A 19,071-nucleotide genomic window follows, 5' to 3' on the forward strand; every position below is an offset into this window, starting at 1 on the left:
TGGATGCAGGTGTTGGCAACAAGCCGCGTGCCCCAAGCGATATCACGCGGTATGGGTCCTGGCCCCCGTGCGCAATTGCGCACTAGGCCGGGACGACGGTGGGGAGGGAGCGGCGGCTCCCTACGTCACGAGAACCTTACGCCTCTCCAACCGTATCGAACATCGCCGCGTCCATCGCTTCCGTCGTGGTCTTGCCGGCCCACACCACGAACTGGAACGCCGGGAAGTAGCGCTCGCAGGCGTGGATGGCGCCGGCGAGCATGGCTTCGCATTGCGCGGTCGAGGCGGTCAGTCCGCCCGGCAGCACCAGGGCCTGGCGGTGCATGACCATGCCGGTGTTGGTCCACAGGTCGAAATGGCCGACCCACAACTGCTCGTTGACGGCGGCAACGAGCCGCTGCACTTCGCTCCGCCGCGCGACCGGAATCTTCATGTCGAACGCGCAGGCCAGATGCAGCGCCTCGATCCCGCCCATCCAGGTGAAGGAGAGCTGGTAGTCGGTCCATTGTCCCTTCGAGACAATCGTGAGTTCGTCTTCGCCGGAGCGTTCGAACGGCCAGTTGTTGCTGGCAGCGATATCCTCGACCACCGCGAGCGGATGACTTCGGGAATCGATAGCGCCTTCGAGCAGGGACATGCCGTCTCGACCTCTTGCCTTCTTGTTGTCTTTGATACGCACGCGGTTGGTCCGGCGCGCGCTCCCTTAATATTGCTAAGGCGATCCCCTTGGCGTCGCTCTCGCGATCCCGGGATCAGCGCGGGCTTGTCGCGGATCAACTGATGTGATTTGCGGAATCTGCGCAACTGGCTGCCGAGTCCGTCCACAAGTCAGGACTCGTTCGTCCACAGCTCATCTCCGCCACAATTCTTAACGGAGGAGAACAAACCGGAATCGGATCGGCCGGCGCCTGCTGCGTTCCATGTGCCGGTGCCCTCCTTGCGGGTCCGGATCGGTCCCGCCCTGTTCGAAGTCCGCCCCGCAGGATTTTCGCAGAGTTTCGCTCTGACGTCATAGGCACATGCGTAGTACCCATAAGGAAGGTTCTTGCTGGCCGTCTCCCGGTTCGTCATAATTCGAAATAGTCCACCCATATCGGGTGGATAAGTTCTCAGGGCGGGGTGGAAGTCCCCACCGGCGGTAAGGGCCGAAAGGCCCAAGCCCGCGAGCGCCTTCCCCGGGATTTGTCCTGAAAAGGGATTTTATCCGAAGGGAAGGGTCAGCAGATTCGGTGCAACTCCGAAGCCGACGGTTAAAGTCCGGATGAAAGAGAACGGTCGGTGGCAGACGCATCGCAAGGTGCGGCTGCTTGTCGTTCCGTGTGCCCTGATTCTGGTCCTTAACTGAGGAAAGCCATGAATCAGATGTTGCAAGATCCCCAAGTCCAAACTTCCCAAGCTGAAACTGCCGAGACGACCCAACCGCCGGTTCCCGTGGACCCACCGGCCATCGAGCATCCGCGTTTTGCAAAACCGCAGCGGGTGGCCTTCGTGCAGGCCTGCTGGCACCGCGACGTGGTCGAGGAGGCCCGCATCGCCTTCATGAAGGAGGCCGAGGCGCGTCACCTCACCCATGTCGACGTGTTCGAGGTGCCGGGCTCGTTCGAGATCCCGCTGCACGCGCAGATCCTCGCCAAGACGCGGCGCTACACCGCGATCGTCGCGGCCGGCCTCGTCGTCGACGGCGGCATCTATCGGCACGAGTTCGTCGCCGATACCGTGATCAAGGCGTTGATGGACGTGCAGCTCCGCACCGAGGTGCCGGTGTTCTCCGCGGTCCTGACGCCGCAGCAATTCCACGAGACCGAAGTGCACTACGATTTCTTTCGCAGGCATTTCGCGATCAAGGGCGTCGAGGTCGCAGAAGCCTGCGCCAACACGCTGCTCGGTCTGGAGCGCTTGCGCGGCCAGGTCGCGGCGGGAATTGCGTAACGCAGCGTAGCGACCATCACCCCTCATCCCTGGGAGCGCGCAGCGCGTCTCAAAGGATGAGGGGCTATTCTACGGTCGCTGCCATCTCGCATCACCCCAGCGACACCCCCGCCTTGGCCCGGCTGATCCCGAGCGTCAGGATGCGCTGCAGGAGATCCGGATATTTGAGCCCGGCATGTTGAGCCGCCGTGGCGAATTCCTGGCTCTTGGCGATCTCGGGGTTGGGATTGGCTTCGATGAAATACGGCGTGCCGTCGGCGGCGAGACGAAAATCGATACGCGCATAGCCGTCGAGGCCGAGCGCCCGGTAGATGCGCTTCGCGGCGCGCTGGATGCGCGCGGTGACTTCGGGCGCGAGGTCCTTCGCCGGCCCGTCGACGATGCCGACCTTCTCCTGATAGTCGGTGTCGTGCTTGGCTTTCTCCGTGGCGATGTGCCGTGAGCTGCGTCCGCCCATGCTGCCGAATTTCAGTTCCCAGACCGGCAGAACACGCAGCCGGTTGTTGCCGAGCACGCCGACATAGAGCTCGCGCCCCTCGATGAACTGCTCGGCGATCGCGGCGGATTCGACGCGCTCGTGAATGAAGGCGACCCGCTCCGCGAGCTTCTCGTCGGTATCGACGATCGATGCCTGCGAGATGCCGAAGGACCCGTCCATGTTCAGGCTCTTGACGATCAGCGGCAGCGCAAGGCGCGTCGGGCGTTTCACCTTGCGGCGCATCGGGAAGACGGCGAAGGCCGGCGCCGCGATCCGGCGGTGATGCACCAGCGTCTTGGACAAATCCTTGCCGCGCGCCAGGATCAGGCCGCGCGGATTGCACCCGGTATAGGGGACCTTCAACAGCTCGAGATAGCTGGCGATGTGCTGGTCGTAGGCGACGTTGTTGTGGAATTCCTCCAGCAACGTGAAAACCACGTGCGGCTTGAACTCTTCGATCGCCTCGCGCACCGGCTTGATTTCGTCCTGCGCGCCGAGGGCGCGAACCTCGTGGCCGGCCGCGCGCAAGGTGCTCACCACGTCGTATTCCGTTTTCCACGCGTTGATTTCCTGCGCGGAGTATCCGTCGCTTGAGTCCGGAGGCATGAAGTCCGGATGCATCAGGACCAGAATGCGCAAGCGTCTCATAGCGCGATCCATTTGCGCCGAGACGGGCCAAACAGCGCGTGCATCGTCTTGGCGGTCACGAGGACGGTGAAATCGAGAACGAGCTTCTGTTCGGGGCCGACGGCGCGCAGATCGAGCTCGCGGCAGCGGGAGATCATATCGTCAAGCACGGCATCGAGCGTGAGCTGGTTCTCGCCGGTCCACCGCGCGACCAATTGCCTGATCTGGGCGCGGTGCCGCCTGATCAGGCTCGAAGCCGGCTTTGACCGGTAATGCCGTGGATCGGCGGAAAACAGCCTCGAGAGGTCGCGGTCGTAGGTCTTCGGCGGCGTGAAGGCGTAGAACGCCTGCTTCTTCTTGTAGTGGTCGTCGAGCGTCTGGCTGAGCTTGCTCAGCGGGTCGACACGCTCTCGCGTCGTGATAAGCGGCCGCTTGCCTGCGATCTCGCCCATCAGTTCGTCGACATATTCGAGCTTCTTCAGTGCCGGCCAGCCGGCATATCGTGTCCGCCAGTTCGAGCGCGGCCGCAGCCACACCGCAAAGGTTTCGGCGAAGTCTTCGTCAGGATGGCTCTGCGCGTACCAGAGCCGAAGATGCTGGACATAGCGGCGGCTCGCCGGATTGGGCCGGTAGTAGCGCGGATAGTGCTTTGACGATGGGCCGAACAGCTGCTGCCAGCGCCGGCGGCGCTGCAACTGATAGCCGTGCTGGATGGCATGGCCTGCCTCGTGACGGAGGATGGCCATGCACTCGCGCCAGGTTCCGCCCTCGACGTCGAACATCATCCTTTTCTCGAGCTTCATCAGGCGGGGATGGGCGAGATAGAACGGGATGGCGATGCCGGGCACATCTCCCGGACTGAACCATTCGCTCGAGATCCATGTGTGCGGCCGCAGCCGGATGCCCCGCTCTTCCAGCTCCTCGTGGAGCGTGCCGACGCAATCCTCGAGCCAGGTACCTTCGACCGTAACCCTCAGGCTGCTGAGGCGTTGCTCGAGCAATTCGTCATCCGACAGCTTCTCCCAGGCAAATTTCCGGCGTGGCATCAGGCATCCAGAGGGCAGAGATGACTCGGCGTCCGGATGATGTCATGGGCCGCGGTTGGCAACAACCCGTGGGCGGGCGCGGTGTGCCGCGGCGCATCGGACCGTAGGGTGGGTTAGCCGAAGGCGTAACCCACCACTGTCTGTCTCTGCGGAAACAAAAGAGGTGGGTTACGCCGAGCGGTCTGCGCTTCGCGCAGTCCGCAGGGCTAACCCACCCTACGAAGCCAGCTTGTTCAGTCGAACAGGCTCGACACCGACTCTTCCGCCGCGGTGCGCGCGATCGCGTCCGAGATCAGGCTGGCGATCGGCAGCGTGCGGATGTTCGGCGCCTTGCTCACCGCTTCCGTCGGCAGGATCGAGTCGGTGATCACGAGCTCCTTCAGCTTGGAATTCGTGATACGGGCGGCCGCGCCGCCGGAGAGCACGCCGTGGGTGATGTAGGCGTAGACGTCCTTGGCGCCCTTGGCGATCAGCGCATCGGCCGCGTTCACCAGCGTGCCGCCGGAATCGACGATGTCGTCGACCAGAATACAGCTGTAGCCGGAGACGTCGCCGATCACGTTCATGACTTCGGATTCACCCGGCCGCTCGCGGCGCTTGTCGACGATAGCGAGCGGGGTGTTGATGCGCTTGGCGAGTCCGCGGGCGCGGGCCACGCCGCCGACGTCGGGCGATACCACCATCACCTTGGAGAGGTCGAAACGTTCGCGGATGTCGCGCACCATCAGGGGGGCAGCAAACAAATTGTCGGTCGGGATGTCGAAGAAGCCCTGAATCTGGCCGGCATGCAGGTCGAGCGTCATGACGCGGTCGACGCCGGCATGGGTGATCAGATTGGCGACGAGCTTGGCCGAGATCGGCGTGCGCGAGCCGGAGCGGCGGTCCTGCCTGGCATAGCCGAAATAGGGGATCACTGCGGTGATGCGGCGCGCCGAGGAGCGGCGCAGCGCATCGGTGATGATCAGCAGCTCCATCAGATTATCGTTCGCCGGGAACGAGGTCGACTGGATGATGAAGGCATCCGAGCCGCGGATGTTCTCCTGGACCTCGACGAAAATCTCCATGTCGGCGAAGCGCCGTACCACCGCTTTGGTCAGCGGCATGTCCAGGCCCTGGGCAATGGCCTGGGCGAGAGCCGGATTGGAGTTGCCGGCGACAAGCTTGATGGAGCCGTTCTTGGCCGACATAGACGCTTCCTCCCGCGCTTTGCTGGATAGGACGTTCAACATCTGGGAATACCCACTTGAAGCACGGTTACGACGGGCGAGGAAATATCAGGCCGGGGGCCGCAATGGCAACCCGGGATGCTACTTTTCCCTTTGAAAATCCTGAGTCGGGCCAACGGCTTGGCCGCAACTTGAGGCCGTGGTTTAGCGGGGGTTATCGCTCGGCATAGCCGAGCGCCGAGGCCGGCATGTCCGATGCCGGAGCCTCCGGGGTGACGCTTGCCACCGCCGGTCCGCGCAGGCCCGGAGCAGCGCTCGGCGCCTCCGGCGTCCCGTTGATCATGTTGGAAAGTCCGCTGAATCCGGCCTGGGCGATCTTCCGCAGCACGAGGTCGTCGGCGGCTCCCCAGGGATCGCGGCCCCCCTTGCTGGCGGTGGGTTCCTCGCCGGAGAGGCGCAGCGCCCGCTGCTGGTTGGCGTCATAGACGTCCCAGACCCAGGCGATCACGGTCCTGCCGCGCACGATCTGGGCGGAGAGGTAACTGCGCACGCGGTAGGCGGCCGAACCCTCGCGGGAGACCACGGACAGGCTGCGCAGCTTGGATTCGCTGTCGAGCACGCCGACCATGCGGTCGAATACCTGGGGCGGGGGGCCGTCGATGGATTCGAAGGCTACCGTGGCCCCAGAGCCGGCGCTCGGCGCCATCGCATAGGAGTTGGCGGCACCACCGCCGCCGGCGCAGCCGCCAAGCGCGGTCGCCGCTGCCAGCAACATGCCCGCCAGCACGCGCGAACCCGCGCGGCGCAAGATGGATGACGCGTCCCTCATTATGGAGGGCAGCGATATCGTTAAAACGCATTAACGTCTAGGGCGGAGGCGACACAGACCACCGTCATTCCGGGTCGCGCCACTTGGCGCGAGCCCGGAATCCATCTTGCCGCGCAAACTGTTGCACGATGGATTCCGGGTTCGATGCTTCTCATCGCCCCGGAATGACGGTGTGTTGCCCTTGTGTTCACGCTTCGAGCGCGATCGCGTGGACGTGCCGGCCGTAGTCCGGCTCCTTGCGATGCACCGAGCGGCGATAGCTGAAGAAGCGCTCGTCGGCGTAGGTGTCGAGGCCGAGATCGTCGATCATCAGGATGCCGGCGGCTTCCAGCCGCGTCCGGATGAAGCCGGCGAGGTCGAACATCGCGTGGCCCTCGCGCGCCGACGGAATGAAGAACATCGCGTTCTCCGCGTCCGCCTCGATGAAGCGCGCCACGAACTCGTTGCCGACTTCATAGCTCTCCTGCCGGATCAGCGGGCCGATCGCCGTGATGATGCCGCCGCGCGTGGCGCCGAGCTTTTCCATCGCTAGAATTGTCGCCTCCAGCACGCCGGTCAGCGCGCCCTTCCAGCCGGCATGGGCGCAGCCGATGACGCGCGCATTGGGATCGACGAACAGCACCGGCCCGCAATCGGCGGTGGAGACGCCGAGCGCGATGCCGGGCGTCTTGGTCACCAGCGCGTCGCCCCTCGGCCGCGGCCCGCTCGGCCACGGCGTCTCGGCAACCAGCACGTCGGGCGAATGGATCTGGTGCAGGCTGAGGAAACGTTCGGGCGCCACGCCGACATGCTCGGCCATGCGGCGGCGATTCTCCGCGACGAGGGCCTGATCGTCGTTGGAGCCGAGCCCGCCATTCAGCGCGGCATAGATGCCGCCGGAGACGCCGCCTTCGCGCGTGAAAAAGGAATGGCGCAGGCCTGGCACCGCCGACAGCAGCGACGAAGCGAGAGTCATCAGTTCCCTCCGGCCTGTTCGAGATCGCTGAGGCCGGCAAGGCCTGACAGCCGCGGCTCGGAGATGCCGAGCACCTTGAACATCGAGCCCATGCCGCTGCGCCCGGTGTCGGTCAGGCGCTTCAGCGCCACGGAAATGTCGGTGGCGACCTCAGGCGCCGCCTTCTGCATCAATGCGGCCGCGCGGGTGTCGATGCCGACGCGCTTGAGGAAATCGCCCTGCGTCACCGGCCCGTGCACGCGGGCGCCGACATCCTCAGCCGCGCGCGCCAGCGCCTGGAAATCGACATGGGCGGTGACGTCGGCCTGGCCCGGCGCCTTCAAGGGATCGGTGAAGGTGTGGCGCGCGATCGCCTGGAAGGTGTCGCCGGCATCGCTGCGCAAATGGCCGTAATCGATGATCAGCGCCGCACCGTCCTGGTCGCGCACGCGCGTGGCGAGCTTCATCATCTCACCGTCGGGACGCCATTCAAACACGGCGCCGACGGGCGCGGCGCGCACCAGGGGCGGCAGCAGCACGTCGAAGCGCGGCGTCGGCTCGGGGGCCGCGCCGAACTGAAGCTTGCCGTTGGGATCGATCTCGATCACGCGCTCGTGCCAGCCGTTCTCGTGGCGGACCATCTGGTGGATCGGCAGCACGTCGAAATATTCGTTGGCGAGGATGATGCTCGGGCCTTCGGGCACGTCGTCGATGCTGTCGTGCCAGGCGATGTGGCGCACGCCCGACAGCATCGCACTCTGCCGTTCGCGCAGGACGGGATTGACCTCGACCAGGTGGATATGAAGCGCCTGGTAGAGCGGCGGCAGCACGCGGAGCGCGCGCAGCGCATCCGCCATCATGGTGCCGCGGCCGGGGCCGAGCTCGATCAGCCGCAAGAATTGCGGCGAGCCCATCTGCTTCCATACCGAGGCGGTCCACAGTCCCAGCAGCTCGCCGAACATCTGGCTGACCTCGGGCGCGGTGGTGAAGTCGCCCTCACGCCCGAGCGGATCGCGCGAGACGTAATAGCCGTAGCGTGGGTGCATCAGGCACAGTTCCATGTACCGCCAGACCGGCATGGGGCCTGAGGATTTGATCAGCGCCTTGATCTCGTTCAACAGCGGCGAGTCGGTCACGGACGGCTTTCTCGAAATGAATTAACTGATAGCCCCGATGGGCCTCGGCGCACCGCGCCTGATAGCCAATACAATAAGTATGCCGCCCACAATAAGCATCGGGATCGACAACAGCATGCCCATGGTTAACCAGCCCCAGAAGTAGCCGAGCTGGACGTCCGGCTCGCGGAAATGCTCGCCGGCGATCCGGGTCAGACCATAGATCAGGATGAAGGCGCCGAGGATCATGCCGGGCCGCTTCAGGGCGCCGAGGCGGATCATGATCGCAAGCACCGTGAACAGCAGGATGCCCTCCATGCCGGCCTCATAGAGCTGGCTCGGATGGCGCGGCAGCTGCGTCGGGTCGTTGGGGAAGACCATCGCCCAGGGCAGGCTCGCATCGGTGGCGCGGCCCCACAATTCGCCGTTGATGAAATTGGCGATGCGCCCGAGCAGCAGCCCGACCGGCGCGACCGCGGTGGTGATGTCGCCGAGCGACAGGATCGGGATGCCATTGCGATAGGCGAACCACATCACCGCAACGACGCAGCCGAGGAAGCCGCCATGGAACGACATGCCGCCCTCCCACAGCCGGAAGATCGCGGCGGGGTGATCGATGAAGAAGGGCAGATTGTAGAACAGCACGTAGCCGGTGCGGCCGCCCAGGATGATGCCGAGCGTGACCCACAGGATGAAGTCGTCGATCTGCACCAGCGACATCGGCGCCGGCCCGCCCCACAGGCGCTCTTTCTTCAGGAGCGAGCGCGCATAGAGCCAGCCGAACACGATGCCGCAGATATAGGCCAGCGCGTACCAGCGGATCGCGAACGGGCCGATCTCGAGCGCGATCGGCTTGAAGGCGGGAAAGTCGATGAGCAGAAAGGGCATCACGCCTTCTATGTCTAGACGAGATTGCGGCGATAGAGCGCCAGCAGCCGCTCCCAATGCCGCTCGGCGGCGTCGCGGTCGTAGACCGGGCGCTTGGGGAAGGCGAAGCCGTGATGCGTGCCGGGATAGATCTCGACCTCGGCTTTGGCGCCGCTCATGCCCTGCTTGACCTTCTCGATGATCTCGGTCGGCGCGTAGATGTCGGTCTCAGCGCAGGCGAAATAGAGCTCGGCCCTGGTCTTGGCTGCGGCGAGGTGCGGGCTGTCGTCCTGGTCCGTCGCAAGCTGCGTGCCGTAGACCGAGGCGGCGGCCTTGACGCGATCGGGGAAATGCGTGGCGGCGTTGACGGCGTACCGGCCGCTCATGCAGTAGCCGACGGTGCCGACCATCTTCGTGTTGGCGGCGGCCTGGCCCTCCGCATAGGTGAGCAGCGCGCGTGTGTCGTCCATGATCATGGGAATGGTGAGCGAGCCCATCAGTGCGAACATGCGCTTGCGCTCCGGTGCGTTCGGGTCTGTCGGCAGCGCGCCGAGCTCCATCGCGCCGGAGCGGTAATAGAGGTTCGGCAGCATCACGTAATAGCCTGATGTCGCGAGCCGGCGCGCCATGTCGCGCAGCTCTTCGCGGATCGCCGGCGCATCCATGTAGAACAGGATGACCGGAAACGGCCCGCCACGTTCGGGATGGGTGATGAAGGTTGCGGTGTGGCCGTCCCTGGTGGGAATCGCGATCTGCTGGTCGATCATCTCGTGCGCCTTGTGATTCTTCTTATGCCGGGACGTTGAATACGATTGCAAGGAAACCGGGGCATGACAAGGATACCGCCGATCGGCCCTTGATCCGTTCCGCCCGGATTGCCATTGTCTTTTCGAGCGTTCGCGCAAAGTTTATCGGAGCTGCCAGGAGACCGAAATGACCCAGACCAACAACCGGTTTTTCGACGAGATCGGCCGCCTGATGAACGACGCCGCCGGCGCGGCCCAGGGCGTCAAGCGCGAGTTCGACACGGTGATGCGGACCCAGGCCGAAAAATTCCTGCGCGACATGGACCTGGTCAAGCGCGAGGAGTTCGAGGCGGTCAAGGACATGGCCCGCCTGGCGCGTGAGGAGAACGAGGCCCTGAAGGCGCGCATCACGGCGCTGGAGGCCAAGCTGGGCGGATAGCACCAATGCCGTAGCCCGGATGGAGCGCAGCGCAATCCGGGCCGCTCTCACCTGTTGCACGAGTTCCCGGATTTCGCTCCGCTCCATCCGGGCTACAAGAGGCTACCCGGTGCAGCCCGGCAGCCCATTCTCCTTGTCATTTCCGCGTCTTCCGGGTAAAAGCCCGCCACGTTCGCGGCCCCCGCACCCCTGGAGGCTTGCTGCGAACTATGCCATGGGCCGCGTTGCGGCCCATTAACTTTTGCAAAAACAAGGACTTAACGTTATGGCGACGACCGTCAAGGAATTGAAGGCGACCGCACGTCCGAAGAGCGGCAAGGGGGCCGCCCGGGCTGAGCGTCGCGCCGGGAAAGTGCCCGGAGTGATCTATGGCAACAAGCAGCCCCCGCTCCCGATCTCGGTTGATGATCGCGAACTGCGCCAGCGCATCCTCGCCGGCCGGTTCCTGACCACGCTGGTCGACATCGACCTCGACGGCAAGAAGCACCGCGTGATTCCGCGCGACTACCACCTCGATCCGGTCAAGGACTTCCCGATCCATGTCGACTTCATGCGGCTCGGCGAAGGCGCCACCATCCGCATCAGCGTGCCCTTGCACGTCGTGAAGGCGGAAGCCTCCCCGGGCGTGAAGCGCGGCGGCGCCATCAACATCGTCGCCCACGCGATCGAGCTCGAATGCGGTGTCGAGAGCATCCCGCAGTACATCGAGGCCGACGTCGGCACGCTCGAAATCGGTCACTCGCTGCATCTGTCGGACGTCAAGCTGCCGGCCGGCGTGAAGGCGCTGACCCGCGAAGACGCGACCCTCGTCACCATCGTGCCGCCGTCCGGCTACGCCGAAGAGCAGAAGGCTGCTGCTGCGGCCGCGGCTGGTGGTGCGGCTCCGGGCGCTGCGGCTGCTCCGGCGGCTGGTGCGGCTGCTCCGGCGGCTGGCGCGGCTGCTCCGGCAGCGGCTGCCAAGGCTCCCGCCGGCGGCGACAAGAAGAAGTAATCTCTCAAGGCTGGCGCGCGGTCCCTGATCGCGCGCCGAGCGAGGGGCGCGCCGCGTCATGCGACTCTTTGTTGGGCTCGGCAATCCCGGCGCGAAATACGCACGTAACCGGCACAATATCGGCTTCATGGCCGTCGACGAGATCGCGCGGCGTCATGGTTTCTCGCCATGGCGCCGCAGGTTTCAGGGCGAGACCTCGGAAGGCGCGCTCGGCACTGAGCGCGTGATCCTGCTCAAGCCGATGACCTACATGAACGATTCCGGCCGCAGCGTTCAGGAGGCGGCAGGCTTCTTCAAGATCGCCCCTGGCGACGTCACCGTGTTCCATGACGAGCTCGAACTGCCGCCGGGCAAGGTGCGCGTGAAGATCGGCGGCGGCATCGCCGGCCACAACGGTCTGCGCTCGATCTCGGCGCATATCGGCAACGACTACCGCCGTGTCAGGCTCGGCATCGGTCATCCCGGCGTCAAGGAACTGGTGCACGGCCACGTGCTGTCGGACTTCGCCAAGGCTGACAACGACTGGGTGGCGACGCTCTGCGACGCGGTCGCCGAGCACGCCGCGCTGATCGCCAAGGGCACGGACGCGACCTTCGCCAACAGGGTGCATCTTGCCATGCAGGCGAAGGGATTTTTGACCAAGGACGACAACGGCAAGGAATAACGCTCGTGGGATTTAAATGCGGGATCGTCGGGTTGCCCAATGTCGGCAAGTCGACCTTGTTCAACGCGCTGACCGAGACGGCCGCGGCGCAAGCCGCGAACTATCCGTTCTGCACCATCGAGCCGAATGTCGGCGAAGTCGCCGTGCCCGATCCGCGGCTCGACAAGCTCGCGGCGATCGCCAAGTCCGGTCAGATCATTCCGACCCGGCTGACCTTCGTCGACATCGCGGGCCTCGTGCGCGGCGCCTCCAAGGGCGAGGGCCTCGGCAACCAGTTCCTCGCCAATATCCGCGAGGTCGACGCCATCGCGCATGTCGTGCGCTGCTTTGAAGATTCCGACATCACCCATGTCGAGGGCAAGATCGCCCCGCTCGCCGACATCGAGACCATCGAGACCGAGCTAATGCTCGCCGACCTCGACAGCCTCGAGAAGCGCCTCGACAACCTCAGCAAGAAGGCCAAGGGCAACGACAAGGACGCCAAGGAGCAGCTTGACCTCGTCAACCGCACCCTGGTGCTGCTGCGCGAGGGCAAGCCCGCACGCCTCGTCGAGCGCAAGGCGGAGGAGGAGCGTGCCTTCGGGATGCTCGGCCTGCTCTCGTCCAAGCCCGTGCTCTATGTCTGCAACGTCGAGGAAGGTTCGGCCGCGACGGGCAATGCGTTCTCGAAGGCGGTGCAGGAGCAGGCTGCCAAGGAAGGCGCCGTCGCCGTCGTTATCTCCGCCAAGATCGAATCCGAGATCGCCACCATTTCGCGTGAAGAGCGCGCCGACTTCCTGGAGACGCTGGGTCTCGAAGAGGCCGGCCTCGACCGCCTGATCCGCGCCGGCTACACGCTGCTCGACCTCATCACCTATTTCACGGTGGGCCCGAAGGAAGCGCGTGCCTGGACCATCTATCGCGGCACCAAGGCGCCGGGCGCGGCCGGGGTGATCCACACCGATTTCGAGAAGGGCTTCATCCGCGCCGAGACGATCGCGTATGACGACTACGTCGCGCTCGGCGGCGAGGCCGGCGCCCGCGATGCCGGCAAGCTTCGGCTCGAAGGCAAGGAATACGTCGTCGCCGACGGCGACGTGATGCATTTCCGGTTCAATACGTAAGACGCAAACTGCGTGCCCCGGACGCAGCGCAGCGCTTCTTCAGCGGTGCGCTGCAGAGCCGGGGCCCAGGAGTCTTGATTGCGGATGCATGGGTCCCGGATTGCGAATGCATGGGTCCCGGCTCTGCGTCGCGTCACTGCGTGCCGCGCCGCGTCCGGGACACGAGAGCCTCACTTCATGCCGCCGCCCTGGTCCCGGATCGCGCCGAGATGCTCGTTGATGCGGAAGACGATCAGGATCAGTTCCGCGACGATGCGCGAGAACACGATGCCGACGACGACGCTCGCGATCGACGACAGCAGCACCAGGAAGCCGCCGAACGGGCTGATCGCCATCGCGGCGAGCCCTGAGAAGATGCCGGAGAGGCCGAACAGGCAGATCAGCGCGATCACCAGCCAGTAGAAGGTCTTGATGATCGTCGGCGTGATGAAGCGGTCCCACTGAAACAGGTCGCTGAATGAAAACATCGCTCTCCCCAGGACAAATCGGGCCTTGTCGAATCGGGCTTCGGCCCTCGGTTGATCCGACTCAAGGCCAGGATCGCCGCGTCGAATGTAGCACGAGCCATGCGGGCCGGCGGGTTGAGATTGCCGCAAAGTGCGGCCACAATCTGTCATTTCCGCCAGCAATCCCAAGATGACCCTGACCTTCGAAGATTTCCCGCCCGGCCGGTTCGGAACGTTCGGCCCGCGCCATGTCACCCGCGACGAGATCTTGGCCTTCGCCGCCGAGTTCGATCCGCAACCGATGCACCTGGACGAGAACGCCGCCAGCCAAAGCATGCTGCGCGGCCTGTCCGGCTCGGGCTGGCACCTCTGCTCGCTGATGATGCGGATGATGGCCGACGGCTTCATCACCCGAGCCGCCTCGCTCGGCTCGCCCGGCGTCGACGAGGTGCGCTGGCTGTCGCCGCTCAGGCCCGGCGACGACCTCATGCTGGACGTCGATGTGCTGGAGGCGCGCACGTCGAAGAGCCGCCCCGAACTCGGCATCGTCAAGTTCAAATGCACCGTGCGCAACGCGACGGGACAGGCGCTGTGCGAGATGACCTCGCCGATCCTGATCAAGCGGCGCGAGGGGGCGGTCTGATGCGGTTCTTCGAGGACATCGAGATCGGCCATCGCCGCGAGATCGGCGCCTACACGTTCACGGCGGAGTCGATCAAGGTTTTCGCCGCAAAGTTCGACCCGCAGCGCTTTCACCTCGACGAGGAGGAGGGCAAGAACTCGCTGTTCGGCGGGCTCGCGGCCTCGGGCTGGCATGTCGGCTCGGCTTGCATGAGCCTGCTTGTCGCGGACGGCCAACGTCTGGCGCGGGAGGCCGCAGAGCGCGGTGAGGAGGTCGCGGTGTGGGGCCCGTCACCGGGCTTTCGCGACCTGCGCTGGATCAGGCCGGTGCTCGCCGGCGACACCGTCTCTTACGCCAATGTCGTCATCGACAAGCGCACCTCCGCCTCGCGCCCCGGCTGGGGCATTTTGACGGCCCGCACCACCGGCACCAACCAGCGCGGCGAAGAGGTCTACGCCATCACCGCCTCAGCCTTCGTGCCGCTGCGCGTGAAGGGCGCGTAGTTTAGAATTCATCGAGCCACCCTCTCCCACAGGGGGAGAGGGAACACCTTCGCCGAATTGGCGTCGAGTGTTGCCCGCGCGCTATGGACGCTATTCCGGACGGCTGCCATAAGCCTGCGCAACATGGTTACCCGCGAAGCAGTTGGCGGAACCATCGAGTTGCTAACCAATTATGAACCTGTCGCTGTCTATTTGAACGAATAGGCAGAGGACAGGGGACGAGGACCATGGCTGACCGCGGCGCACTCAAGTTTGTTGGATTTATCTTTGCTACCGCGACGCTGGCCGTGATGCTGGTCGCCGGCATGGTGGTGAAGGGCTATGCCGATGGCGCCTACACCCTGGAAGCCTCGACCGTGGAAGCCGCCCGGTAAGACTTCGTTAACTATTCGGGGCCGGCGTCCGGCCTCCGCTCATCGGCTATAGACGAACGCCAGCACCGCGATCGCAACCGCCAACAATCCAACGAAGCGCAGCATGATCGTGCCGAACTGGTTCGGCGCGGGGCGCAGCGGTATGGGGTCCGTGGTGTCGGGCCGAATGCTTTCCATCTGAAATATCCCCCGGGCCCGGCCGTAACACCGACGGGCGCTTGGCATTGGTCGCGGGGGAGGGGCGGCGGGTTCAAAGCCAAATCCTCCGCCGTCATGCCCCGGCTTGACCGGGGCATCCAGTACGCCGCGGCCTCTCGGCTCTTGCCTCACTGTCTCTGGAATACTGGATCACCCGCCTTCGCGGGTGATGACGCCTAGCGTGAGGAGCGTGCGCGCACCCATCACACCCCCAGAATCAAAACCGCCGCGCCCCTTTCGGAACGCGGCGGCCGGTGATGCCTGGTGCTAACCGATCAGCTGTTGCGCAGGCCGTCGGCGGCGCGCTTCCACTGCGCGACGTTGTCGGCGATCATGCGGGTCGACTTCATCGCGGCCTGGCTGAGCTGGGCGTAGCCGGAGATCTCGCGCTGGACGCGCTGGCCTTCGGCATGGAGCAGGTCGCGCAGGCTCTCGAGTTCGGAGATCAGGTTCTCGATCTCGGCGAGCGAGGTGCCGGCGACGCGCTGGATCAGCGAGTTGACGTTGGTGACGGTGGCCTCCGCGCTCGGATCGAGCGCGGGTGCGTCGGTGGTCGTCGCCGCCGGGCGGCGCAGATAGGCGATGTCGTTGCGGACGAAATCGCGGATGCCGGCTTCGACTTCCGTCACCGCGGCGAGATTGCTGTCGACGGCGGTCTCGGTCTCGGTGGCTTCGATCTTGTCCGGACGAATGGCGTTCATCGTTGTTCCCCTGTTCGCGTTGAGCGCAGCGCGAGTGTCCCCCGCACGACGATGTCTGTAAGGCAATCCGCATCAGGGCGTCGGATTTTGACCGTAACTGGGCCGAGATGCGGCAAGGGCGGACCATTCGGGGGTTTTGCCGTGGCGTATGGTTAGGAATGTCTGAACGGCGGCTGCGGCGACGACAGACATATCCCCTCATGGTGAGGAGCGCGCTCTTCGCGCGCGTCTCGAACCATGCAGGCCCGGCACTCGCCGCGGGGGCCTCGATCCTTCGAGACGCGCTCCTTTGGAGCGCTCCTCAGGATGAGGAGCGAGTGACGCGCTGGGTTAGCGACTACCAGCTCTTCTTGAACCCCGCTGTCAGGCTCTTGTTGATCGCGCCCTGCGAGGTCTCGCCGACCGAGCCGGAGACGGTGACATTGTCGAACAGCTTTTGCTCGGCGCCAAACTTGCGCAGCCATTTGTCGTCGGTGGTCGACAGCGTCTGGCCCGCGGTGACGCTTGTGCCGGTATCGGTGAGGGTGACCTTGGCGGACTGATCGGTCTCGTAGTTGCGGGTGATGTGACCGCCGATGCCGGGGACCGCGGTCGTGCCCTGCTGGTTGACGCTGTAGCCGTTCTGGAGCGTCAGCGACGTGTCGCCCGACAGCGGCATCGATTTGGTGAGGGAGGCGCCGATCTTGCTCTGCTCGGCGCCTGGATCGACGCGGGCTTCCACCGCCGTCTTGTCCCAGATCGGGCCCGCGCCCGGCGCGGTCGCGGCCGCCCAGGCGCTGCCGGAGGATTGCGGCAGGCTGCCGCCATTGGCGGCCTTCTGCGCCAAGAGCTCGGACATGGTCCGCGGCTCGCTCGTCACCGTCATGTCGGCGCCGATGCGGGCGTCCCAGAACGAGGAGACCGACTGCTTCACCGTCACCGCCGAGGAGCCGTTGGCTTTGGCGTTCGACGACCAGTTCATCCCGTCATTGGCGGCCGCCTGCGCGCGCTTCTTGGCGGCGATGAGGTCGTTGAGCGTGCCGGCGTCGATCGCGAGTTGGCTCCAGTCGAGCTTGTCGACGTCGATGCCTTTGAGCACGTCGGGGTCGTTGACGTCGGGGGCTTCGGCTGCCTCGGCCTCGTCGTCGGGCGTGGCCGCGGGTGGGGAAAAGGGCGGAATGATCTGCGCCGAAACCGTCAGAACCGAGCCGAAAACGAACGCGGCCGCCAGCACCGGCAGCCTGGTCCAGCCAAAACCTGTCGAGAATTCCATCGTCCTGCCCGCGAACCCCAGCGCATGCCCTCCGATAATATATATCGGCCCTCCGCAATGACCATGCGCCATTCCGCGCAAAGGATGCTGATCTATCGTTGCGAAATTGTGGCGGCTCGCCTGGAGACGCGAACCAACGGGCCGCGCGAAAGGCGCGCGCCCGACGACGGGCTTCCGGCACGACGGCATCCGGCGGGGCTGGAGGCCAGGACGTCGCGCCACGCGTCGTCATCGGTCCCGAAGAGCGGGGCCCGTTGGCGTCTCCCCTCAGCCGACGCTGCTCATCTTCGGCAGATGAATGGCGCGGCCGAGTGCCTGCTCGACCAGGTCGAAGGTGTCGATCAGCACGCGCAAGCTGACGAGCTTGCCCGCCCTGAACTGGGCGAACTGCGCGACCCGCAAGGAAATCGGCTTGTTGGAATCCAGCGCCGTCAGCGAATAGCGCACCATCGAGGCGGCGGAATCGACGCCGAGCATGATGCTCTCGCGGTCGAAGCGGCGGACCTGGAAATTGTCGGCGAGCTGGCGGATGACGTCGAGCACGGCGTCCTTGCCCTGGCGCGCGCCGAGGAACGGAAACATGTCGATCGGGCCGTAGAGCGCCCATTCGACGTCCTCGTCGATCAGGGTCTCGATATCCTCGAAATGCCGGTCGTTGATCGCGCGGTGCAACGCGCGCGAGAAACGCCAGAGGCTGTGCTCTGTCATTTTGGGCAGTCCTGACGCTGGCTTGCGAAAAACGGAAAACAGCCCGATGCACCGGAAACGTGCCGCGGGGCCGTTCAACTCATTTGTATACGAACAAAATAGGAGATTTCAGCCGAAACGCAATTCACGTTTTCGCAATGCACAATTGACCGCGTTTTGTGAGATTTACAATAGAACCCCGTAATCTTCCGGTCGTTGGCTTGTGGAACCCGAAGTGCGCCACATCCTCGGTGTCGTCCTGGCTTTCGCCAGGACGACGCCGCGAAGAGCGCGGTCGGGATTAGCCCCCGTCCACCCCCGCTCCCACGATCAGCGGCCCGATCTCGCGCTCCAGCACCTGCTGCACCAGATCGTAGGAATCGATGATCTCGCGGATCTGCGCCACCTGTCCGTTGCGGAAGGTGTAGAACACCGCGATGTCGAACTGCACGACGCGGTCGTTGCTGCGCTTTCTGAAATAGGTGTGCATGTAGGTCGCGACCTCGTCGCCCTCGGCGACGATGTGTGGCGCCTTGTAGCGGACCTCCGAATAGCGCGACCAGACCGTCTGCCAGAGCGCGCGCAATTCGGCCTTGCCGTGGCGCGGCACCATATGCGGCAGGATGTCGATCGGCGCGTGGGTGAGGAAGTCGACGTCGTCGGTACAGCACGACAGCGCGGCCTCGATGTCGCCGCGCGCGAAGGCGTCGAGCAGATGCACGACGCGCTGGCGATTAAGCTTCTCGACCGTCATTCCGCCCGTCCTCATTGGCCGCGTGGCGTTGCGCAACGCTAACGCGCGGTTTCGCGTAGCGGCAATCCGCAAAACCACAGGGGTGTTGCAGTCGATATGACGCGCAAGCGCAATGCCAGGTTCATGGCTGCAATTACGGGTTGAGAAGCTGCGCACCTGCACGAATTCACGCTGCATTCGGCTGCCTGGCGCGCGAGGCGTGTGGACGAATGCGCAATGCCGAGCCCGCGCAGGCGCGTGGAACCGCGATGCGCCCGCGCCCGTTGAGACGCCGACACCGCATCCGGAGACATCGATCCATGAAATCCCCGCTTCTAGCCGTCGCCGCCGCCCTTCTCGTGCTCGGCGCAACCTCCACCGCCAATGCCAAAGGCTGCATCAAGGGCGCCGTCGTCGGCGGCGTCGCCGGCCACTACGCCGGTCATCACGGCGTCCTCGGCGCCGCTGCCGGCTGCCTCTATGGCCGCCACCACGCCAAGGAGCAGGAAAGGCAGCGGCAACAGCAGAGCCAGGTGAACGGGCAGGGGAAGTTGTAATCCCCCGTCATTCCGGGGCGCCGCAAAGCGGCGAGCCCGGAATCCATAGCCACGACTGGCGCGG

24 protein-coding genes and 1 riboswitch are annotated in these 19,071 nt (G+C 64.9%); of the genes, 9 read left to right on the top strand and 15 right to left on the bottom strand.

All coding sequences use genetic code 11. From position 1 onward, the window contains the following. Window positions 1-136: 136 nt before the first annotated feature. On the bottom strand, window positions 137-637 hold the full coding sequence (locus E4K65_RS25870; RefSeq protein ID WP_135176531.1) for a type III secretion system chaperone family protein: 501 nt from the start codon (window positions 635-637) through the stop codon (window positions 137-139). Between the two features lie 464 nt (window positions 638-1,101). Then, window positions 1,102-1,277: riboswitch (FMN riboswitch) on the top strand. A gap of 76 nt (window positions 1,278-1,353) precedes the next feature. Between E4K65_RS25870 and E4K65_RS25875 the strand changes: the two genes are divergently transcribed. After that, a complete protein-coding gene (locus tag E4K65_RS25875; protein WP_135176532.1) occupies window positions 1,354-1,929 on the top strand; it encodes a 6,7-dimethyl-8-ribityllumazine synthase in 576 nt (191 codons plus the stop codon). A gap of 91 nt (window positions 1,930-2,020) precedes the next feature. Here E4K65_RS25875 and E4K65_RS25880 read toward each other — a convergent pair whose 3' ends face one another. The 8 genes from E4K65_RS25880 to E4K65_RS25915 form a co-directional block, all read right to left on the bottom strand. Beyond that, window positions 2,021-3,055 (bottom strand): D-alanine--D-alanine ligase family protein, encoded by a 1,035-nt coding sequence (locus tag E4K65_RS25880; protein WP_167771143.1) that lies wholly within the window; start codon window positions 3,053-3,055, stop codon window positions 2,021-2,023. After that, window positions 3,052-4,080, bottom strand: coding sequence for a putative zinc-binding metallopeptidase (locus tag E4K65_RS25885; protein WP_027545976.1), 1,029 nt, complete (start codon window positions 4,078-4,080; stop codon window positions 3,052-3,054). The genes E4K65_RS25880 and E4K65_RS25885 overlap by 4 nt, the downstream gene beginning before the upstream one ends. A gap of 233 nt (window positions 4,081-4,313) precedes the next feature. Continuing rightward, complete coding sequence (locus tag E4K65_RS25890) at window positions 4,314-5,267, bottom strand: ribose-phosphate pyrophosphokinase (protein ID WP_027545975.1); 954 nt, start codon at window positions 5,265-5,267, stop codon at window positions 4,314-4,316. A 193-nt stretch (window positions 5,268-5,460) separates the two neighbouring features. Beyond that, a complete protein-coding gene (locus tag E4K65_RS25895; protein WP_135176534.1) occupies window positions 5,461-6,075 on the bottom strand; it encodes a hypothetical protein in 615 nt (204 codons plus the stop codon). 187 nt (window positions 6,076-6,262) lie between these two features. Next, entirely contained in the window at window positions 6,263-7,030 is a 768-nt protein-coding gene (pgeF, locus tag E4K65_RS25900; RefSeq protein WP_135176535.1) for a peptidoglycan editing factor PgeF, read from the bottom strand. Further along, a complete protein-coding gene (locus E4K65_RS25905) occupies window positions 7,030-8,145 on the bottom strand; it encodes a class I SAM-dependent methyltransferase (RefSeq protein ID WP_135176536.1) in 1,116 nt (371 codons plus the stop codon). The genes pgeF and E4K65_RS25905 overlap by 1 nt, the downstream gene beginning before the upstream one ends. 21 nt (window positions 8,146-8,166) lie before the next feature. Further along, window positions 8,167-9,012, bottom strand: a complete 846-nt coding sequence (lgt, locus tag E4K65_RS25910; RefSeq protein WP_167771144.1) for a prolipoprotein diacylglyceryl transferase — start codon at window positions 9,010-9,012, stop codon at window positions 8,167-8,169. 14 nt (window positions 9,013-9,026) lie between these two features. Then, a complete protein-coding gene (locus tag E4K65_RS25915) occupies window positions 9,027-9,758 on the bottom strand; it encodes a dienelactone hydrolase family protein (protein WP_135176538.1) in 732 nt (243 codons plus the stop codon). A gap of 166 nt (window positions 9,759-9,924) precedes the next feature. Here E4K65_RS25915 and E4K65_RS25920 point away from each other — a divergent pair, with 166 nt between their 5' ends. From E4K65_RS25920 to ychF, 4 genes are all read left to right on the top strand, one after another. After that, the gene (locus E4K65_RS25920) at window positions 9,925-10,176 is read left to right on the top strand and encodes an accessory factor UbiK family protein (RefSeq protein ID WP_011090176.1); all 252 of its coding nucleotides are present in this window, start codon (window positions 9,925-9,927) and stop codon (window positions 10,174-10,176) included. A gap of 265 nt (window positions 10,177-10,441) precedes the next feature. Then, window positions 10,442-11,167, top strand: coding sequence for a 50S ribosomal protein L25/general stress protein Ctc (locus E4K65_RS25925; RefSeq protein ID WP_135176539.1), 726 nt, complete (start codon window positions 10,442-10,444; stop codon window positions 11,165-11,167). Window positions 11,168-11,225: 58 nt separating this feature from the next. After that, the gene (gene pth, locus E4K65_RS25930) at window positions 11,226-11,831 is read left to right on the top strand and encodes an aminoacyl-tRNA hydrolase (RefSeq protein WP_135176540.1); all 606 of its coding nucleotides are present in this window, start codon (window positions 11,226-11,228) and stop codon (window positions 11,829-11,831) included. 5 nt (window positions 11,832-11,836) lie between these two features. Next, window positions 11,837-12,934: a redox-regulated ATPase YchF gene (gene ychF / locus E4K65_RS25935; protein WP_135176541.1), complete on the top strand. Its 1,098-nt coding sequence runs from the start codon at window positions 11,837-11,839 to the stop codon at window positions 12,932-12,934. A gap of 170 nt (window positions 12,935-13,104) precedes the next feature. Here the strand turns inward: ychF and E4K65_RS25940 are convergent, their stop codons facing one another. After that, window positions 13,105-13,401: a DUF4282 domain-containing protein gene (locus tag E4K65_RS25940; RefSeq protein WP_027545964.1), complete on the bottom strand. Its 297-nt coding sequence runs from the start codon at window positions 13,399-13,401 to the stop codon at window positions 13,105-13,107. Window positions 13,402-13,570: 169 nt separating this feature from the next. On the opposite strand from E4K65_RS25940, the gene E4K65_RS25945 reads away from it, so the two are divergent. From E4K65_RS25945 to E4K65_RS47475, 3 genes are all read left to right on the top strand, one after another. Continuing rightward, on the top strand, window positions 13,571-14,023 hold the full coding sequence (locus E4K65_RS25945; RefSeq protein WP_167771145.1) for a MaoC family dehydratase: 453 nt from the start codon (window positions 13,571-13,573) through the stop codon (window positions 14,021-14,023). Then, complete coding sequence (locus tag E4K65_RS25950) at window positions 14,023-14,505, top strand: MaoC family dehydratase (RefSeq protein ID WP_135176543.1); 483 nt, start codon at window positions 14,023-14,025, stop codon at window positions 14,503-14,505. The genes E4K65_RS25945 and E4K65_RS25950 overlap by 1 nt, the downstream gene beginning before the upstream one ends. 227 nt (window positions 14,506-14,732) lie before the next feature. After that, complete coding sequence (locus E4K65_RS47475) at window positions 14,733-14,879, top strand: hypothetical protein (RefSeq protein WP_027545961.1); 147 nt, start codon at window positions 14,733-14,735, stop codon at window positions 14,877-14,879. Between the two features lie 39 nt (window positions 14,880-14,918). On the opposite strand, the gene E4K65_RS47480 is transcribed toward E4K65_RS47475, so the two are convergent. The 5 genes from E4K65_RS47480 to E4K65_RS25975 form a co-directional block, all read right to left on the bottom strand. Continuing rightward, window positions 14,919-15,056 (bottom strand): hypothetical protein, encoded by a 138-nt coding sequence (locus E4K65_RS47480; protein ID WP_018648329.1) that lies wholly within the window; start codon window positions 15,054-15,056, stop codon window positions 14,919-14,921. A 296-nt stretch (window positions 15,057-15,352) separates the two neighbouring features. Beyond that, window positions 15,353-15,778 carry a hypothetical protein gene (locus E4K65_RS25960; protein ID WP_135176544.1) on the bottom strand — a complete coding sequence of 142 codons (426 nt, stop codon included), beginning with the start codon at window positions 15,776-15,778 and terminating at the stop codon, window positions 15,353-15,355. A 337-nt stretch (window positions 15,779-16,115) separates the two neighbouring features. After that, window positions 16,116-17,030: a hypothetical protein gene (locus E4K65_RS25965; RefSeq protein WP_135176545.1), complete on the bottom strand. Its 915-nt coding sequence runs from the start codon at window positions 17,028-17,030 to the stop codon at window positions 16,116-16,118. A 267-nt stretch (window positions 17,031-17,297) separates the two neighbouring features. Further along, complete coding sequence (locus E4K65_RS25970) at window positions 17,298-17,738, bottom strand: nuclear transport factor 2 family protein (protein WP_135176546.1); 441 nt, start codon at window positions 17,736-17,738, stop codon at window positions 17,298-17,300. Between the two features lie 280 nt (window positions 17,739-18,018). After that, complete coding sequence (locus E4K65_RS25975) at window positions 18,019-18,471, bottom strand: nuclear transport factor 2 family protein (RefSeq protein WP_167771146.1); 453 nt, start codon at window positions 18,469-18,471, stop codon at window positions 18,019-18,021. A gap of 299 nt (window positions 18,472-18,770) precedes the next feature. Between E4K65_RS25975 and E4K65_RS25980 the strand changes: the two genes are divergently transcribed. Next, window positions 18,771-19,007 (top strand): hypothetical protein, encoded by a 237-nt coding sequence (locus tag E4K65_RS25980; RefSeq protein WP_135176548.1) that lies wholly within the window; start codon window positions 18,771-18,773, stop codon window positions 19,005-19,007. Window positions 19,008-19,071: the final 64 nt, after the last annotated feature.

This window comes from Bradyrhizobium niftali (assembly GCF_004571025.1).
GTDB lineage: Bacteria > Pseudomonadota > Alphaproteobacteria > Rhizobiales > Xanthobacteraceae > Bradyrhizobium > Bradyrhizobium niftali.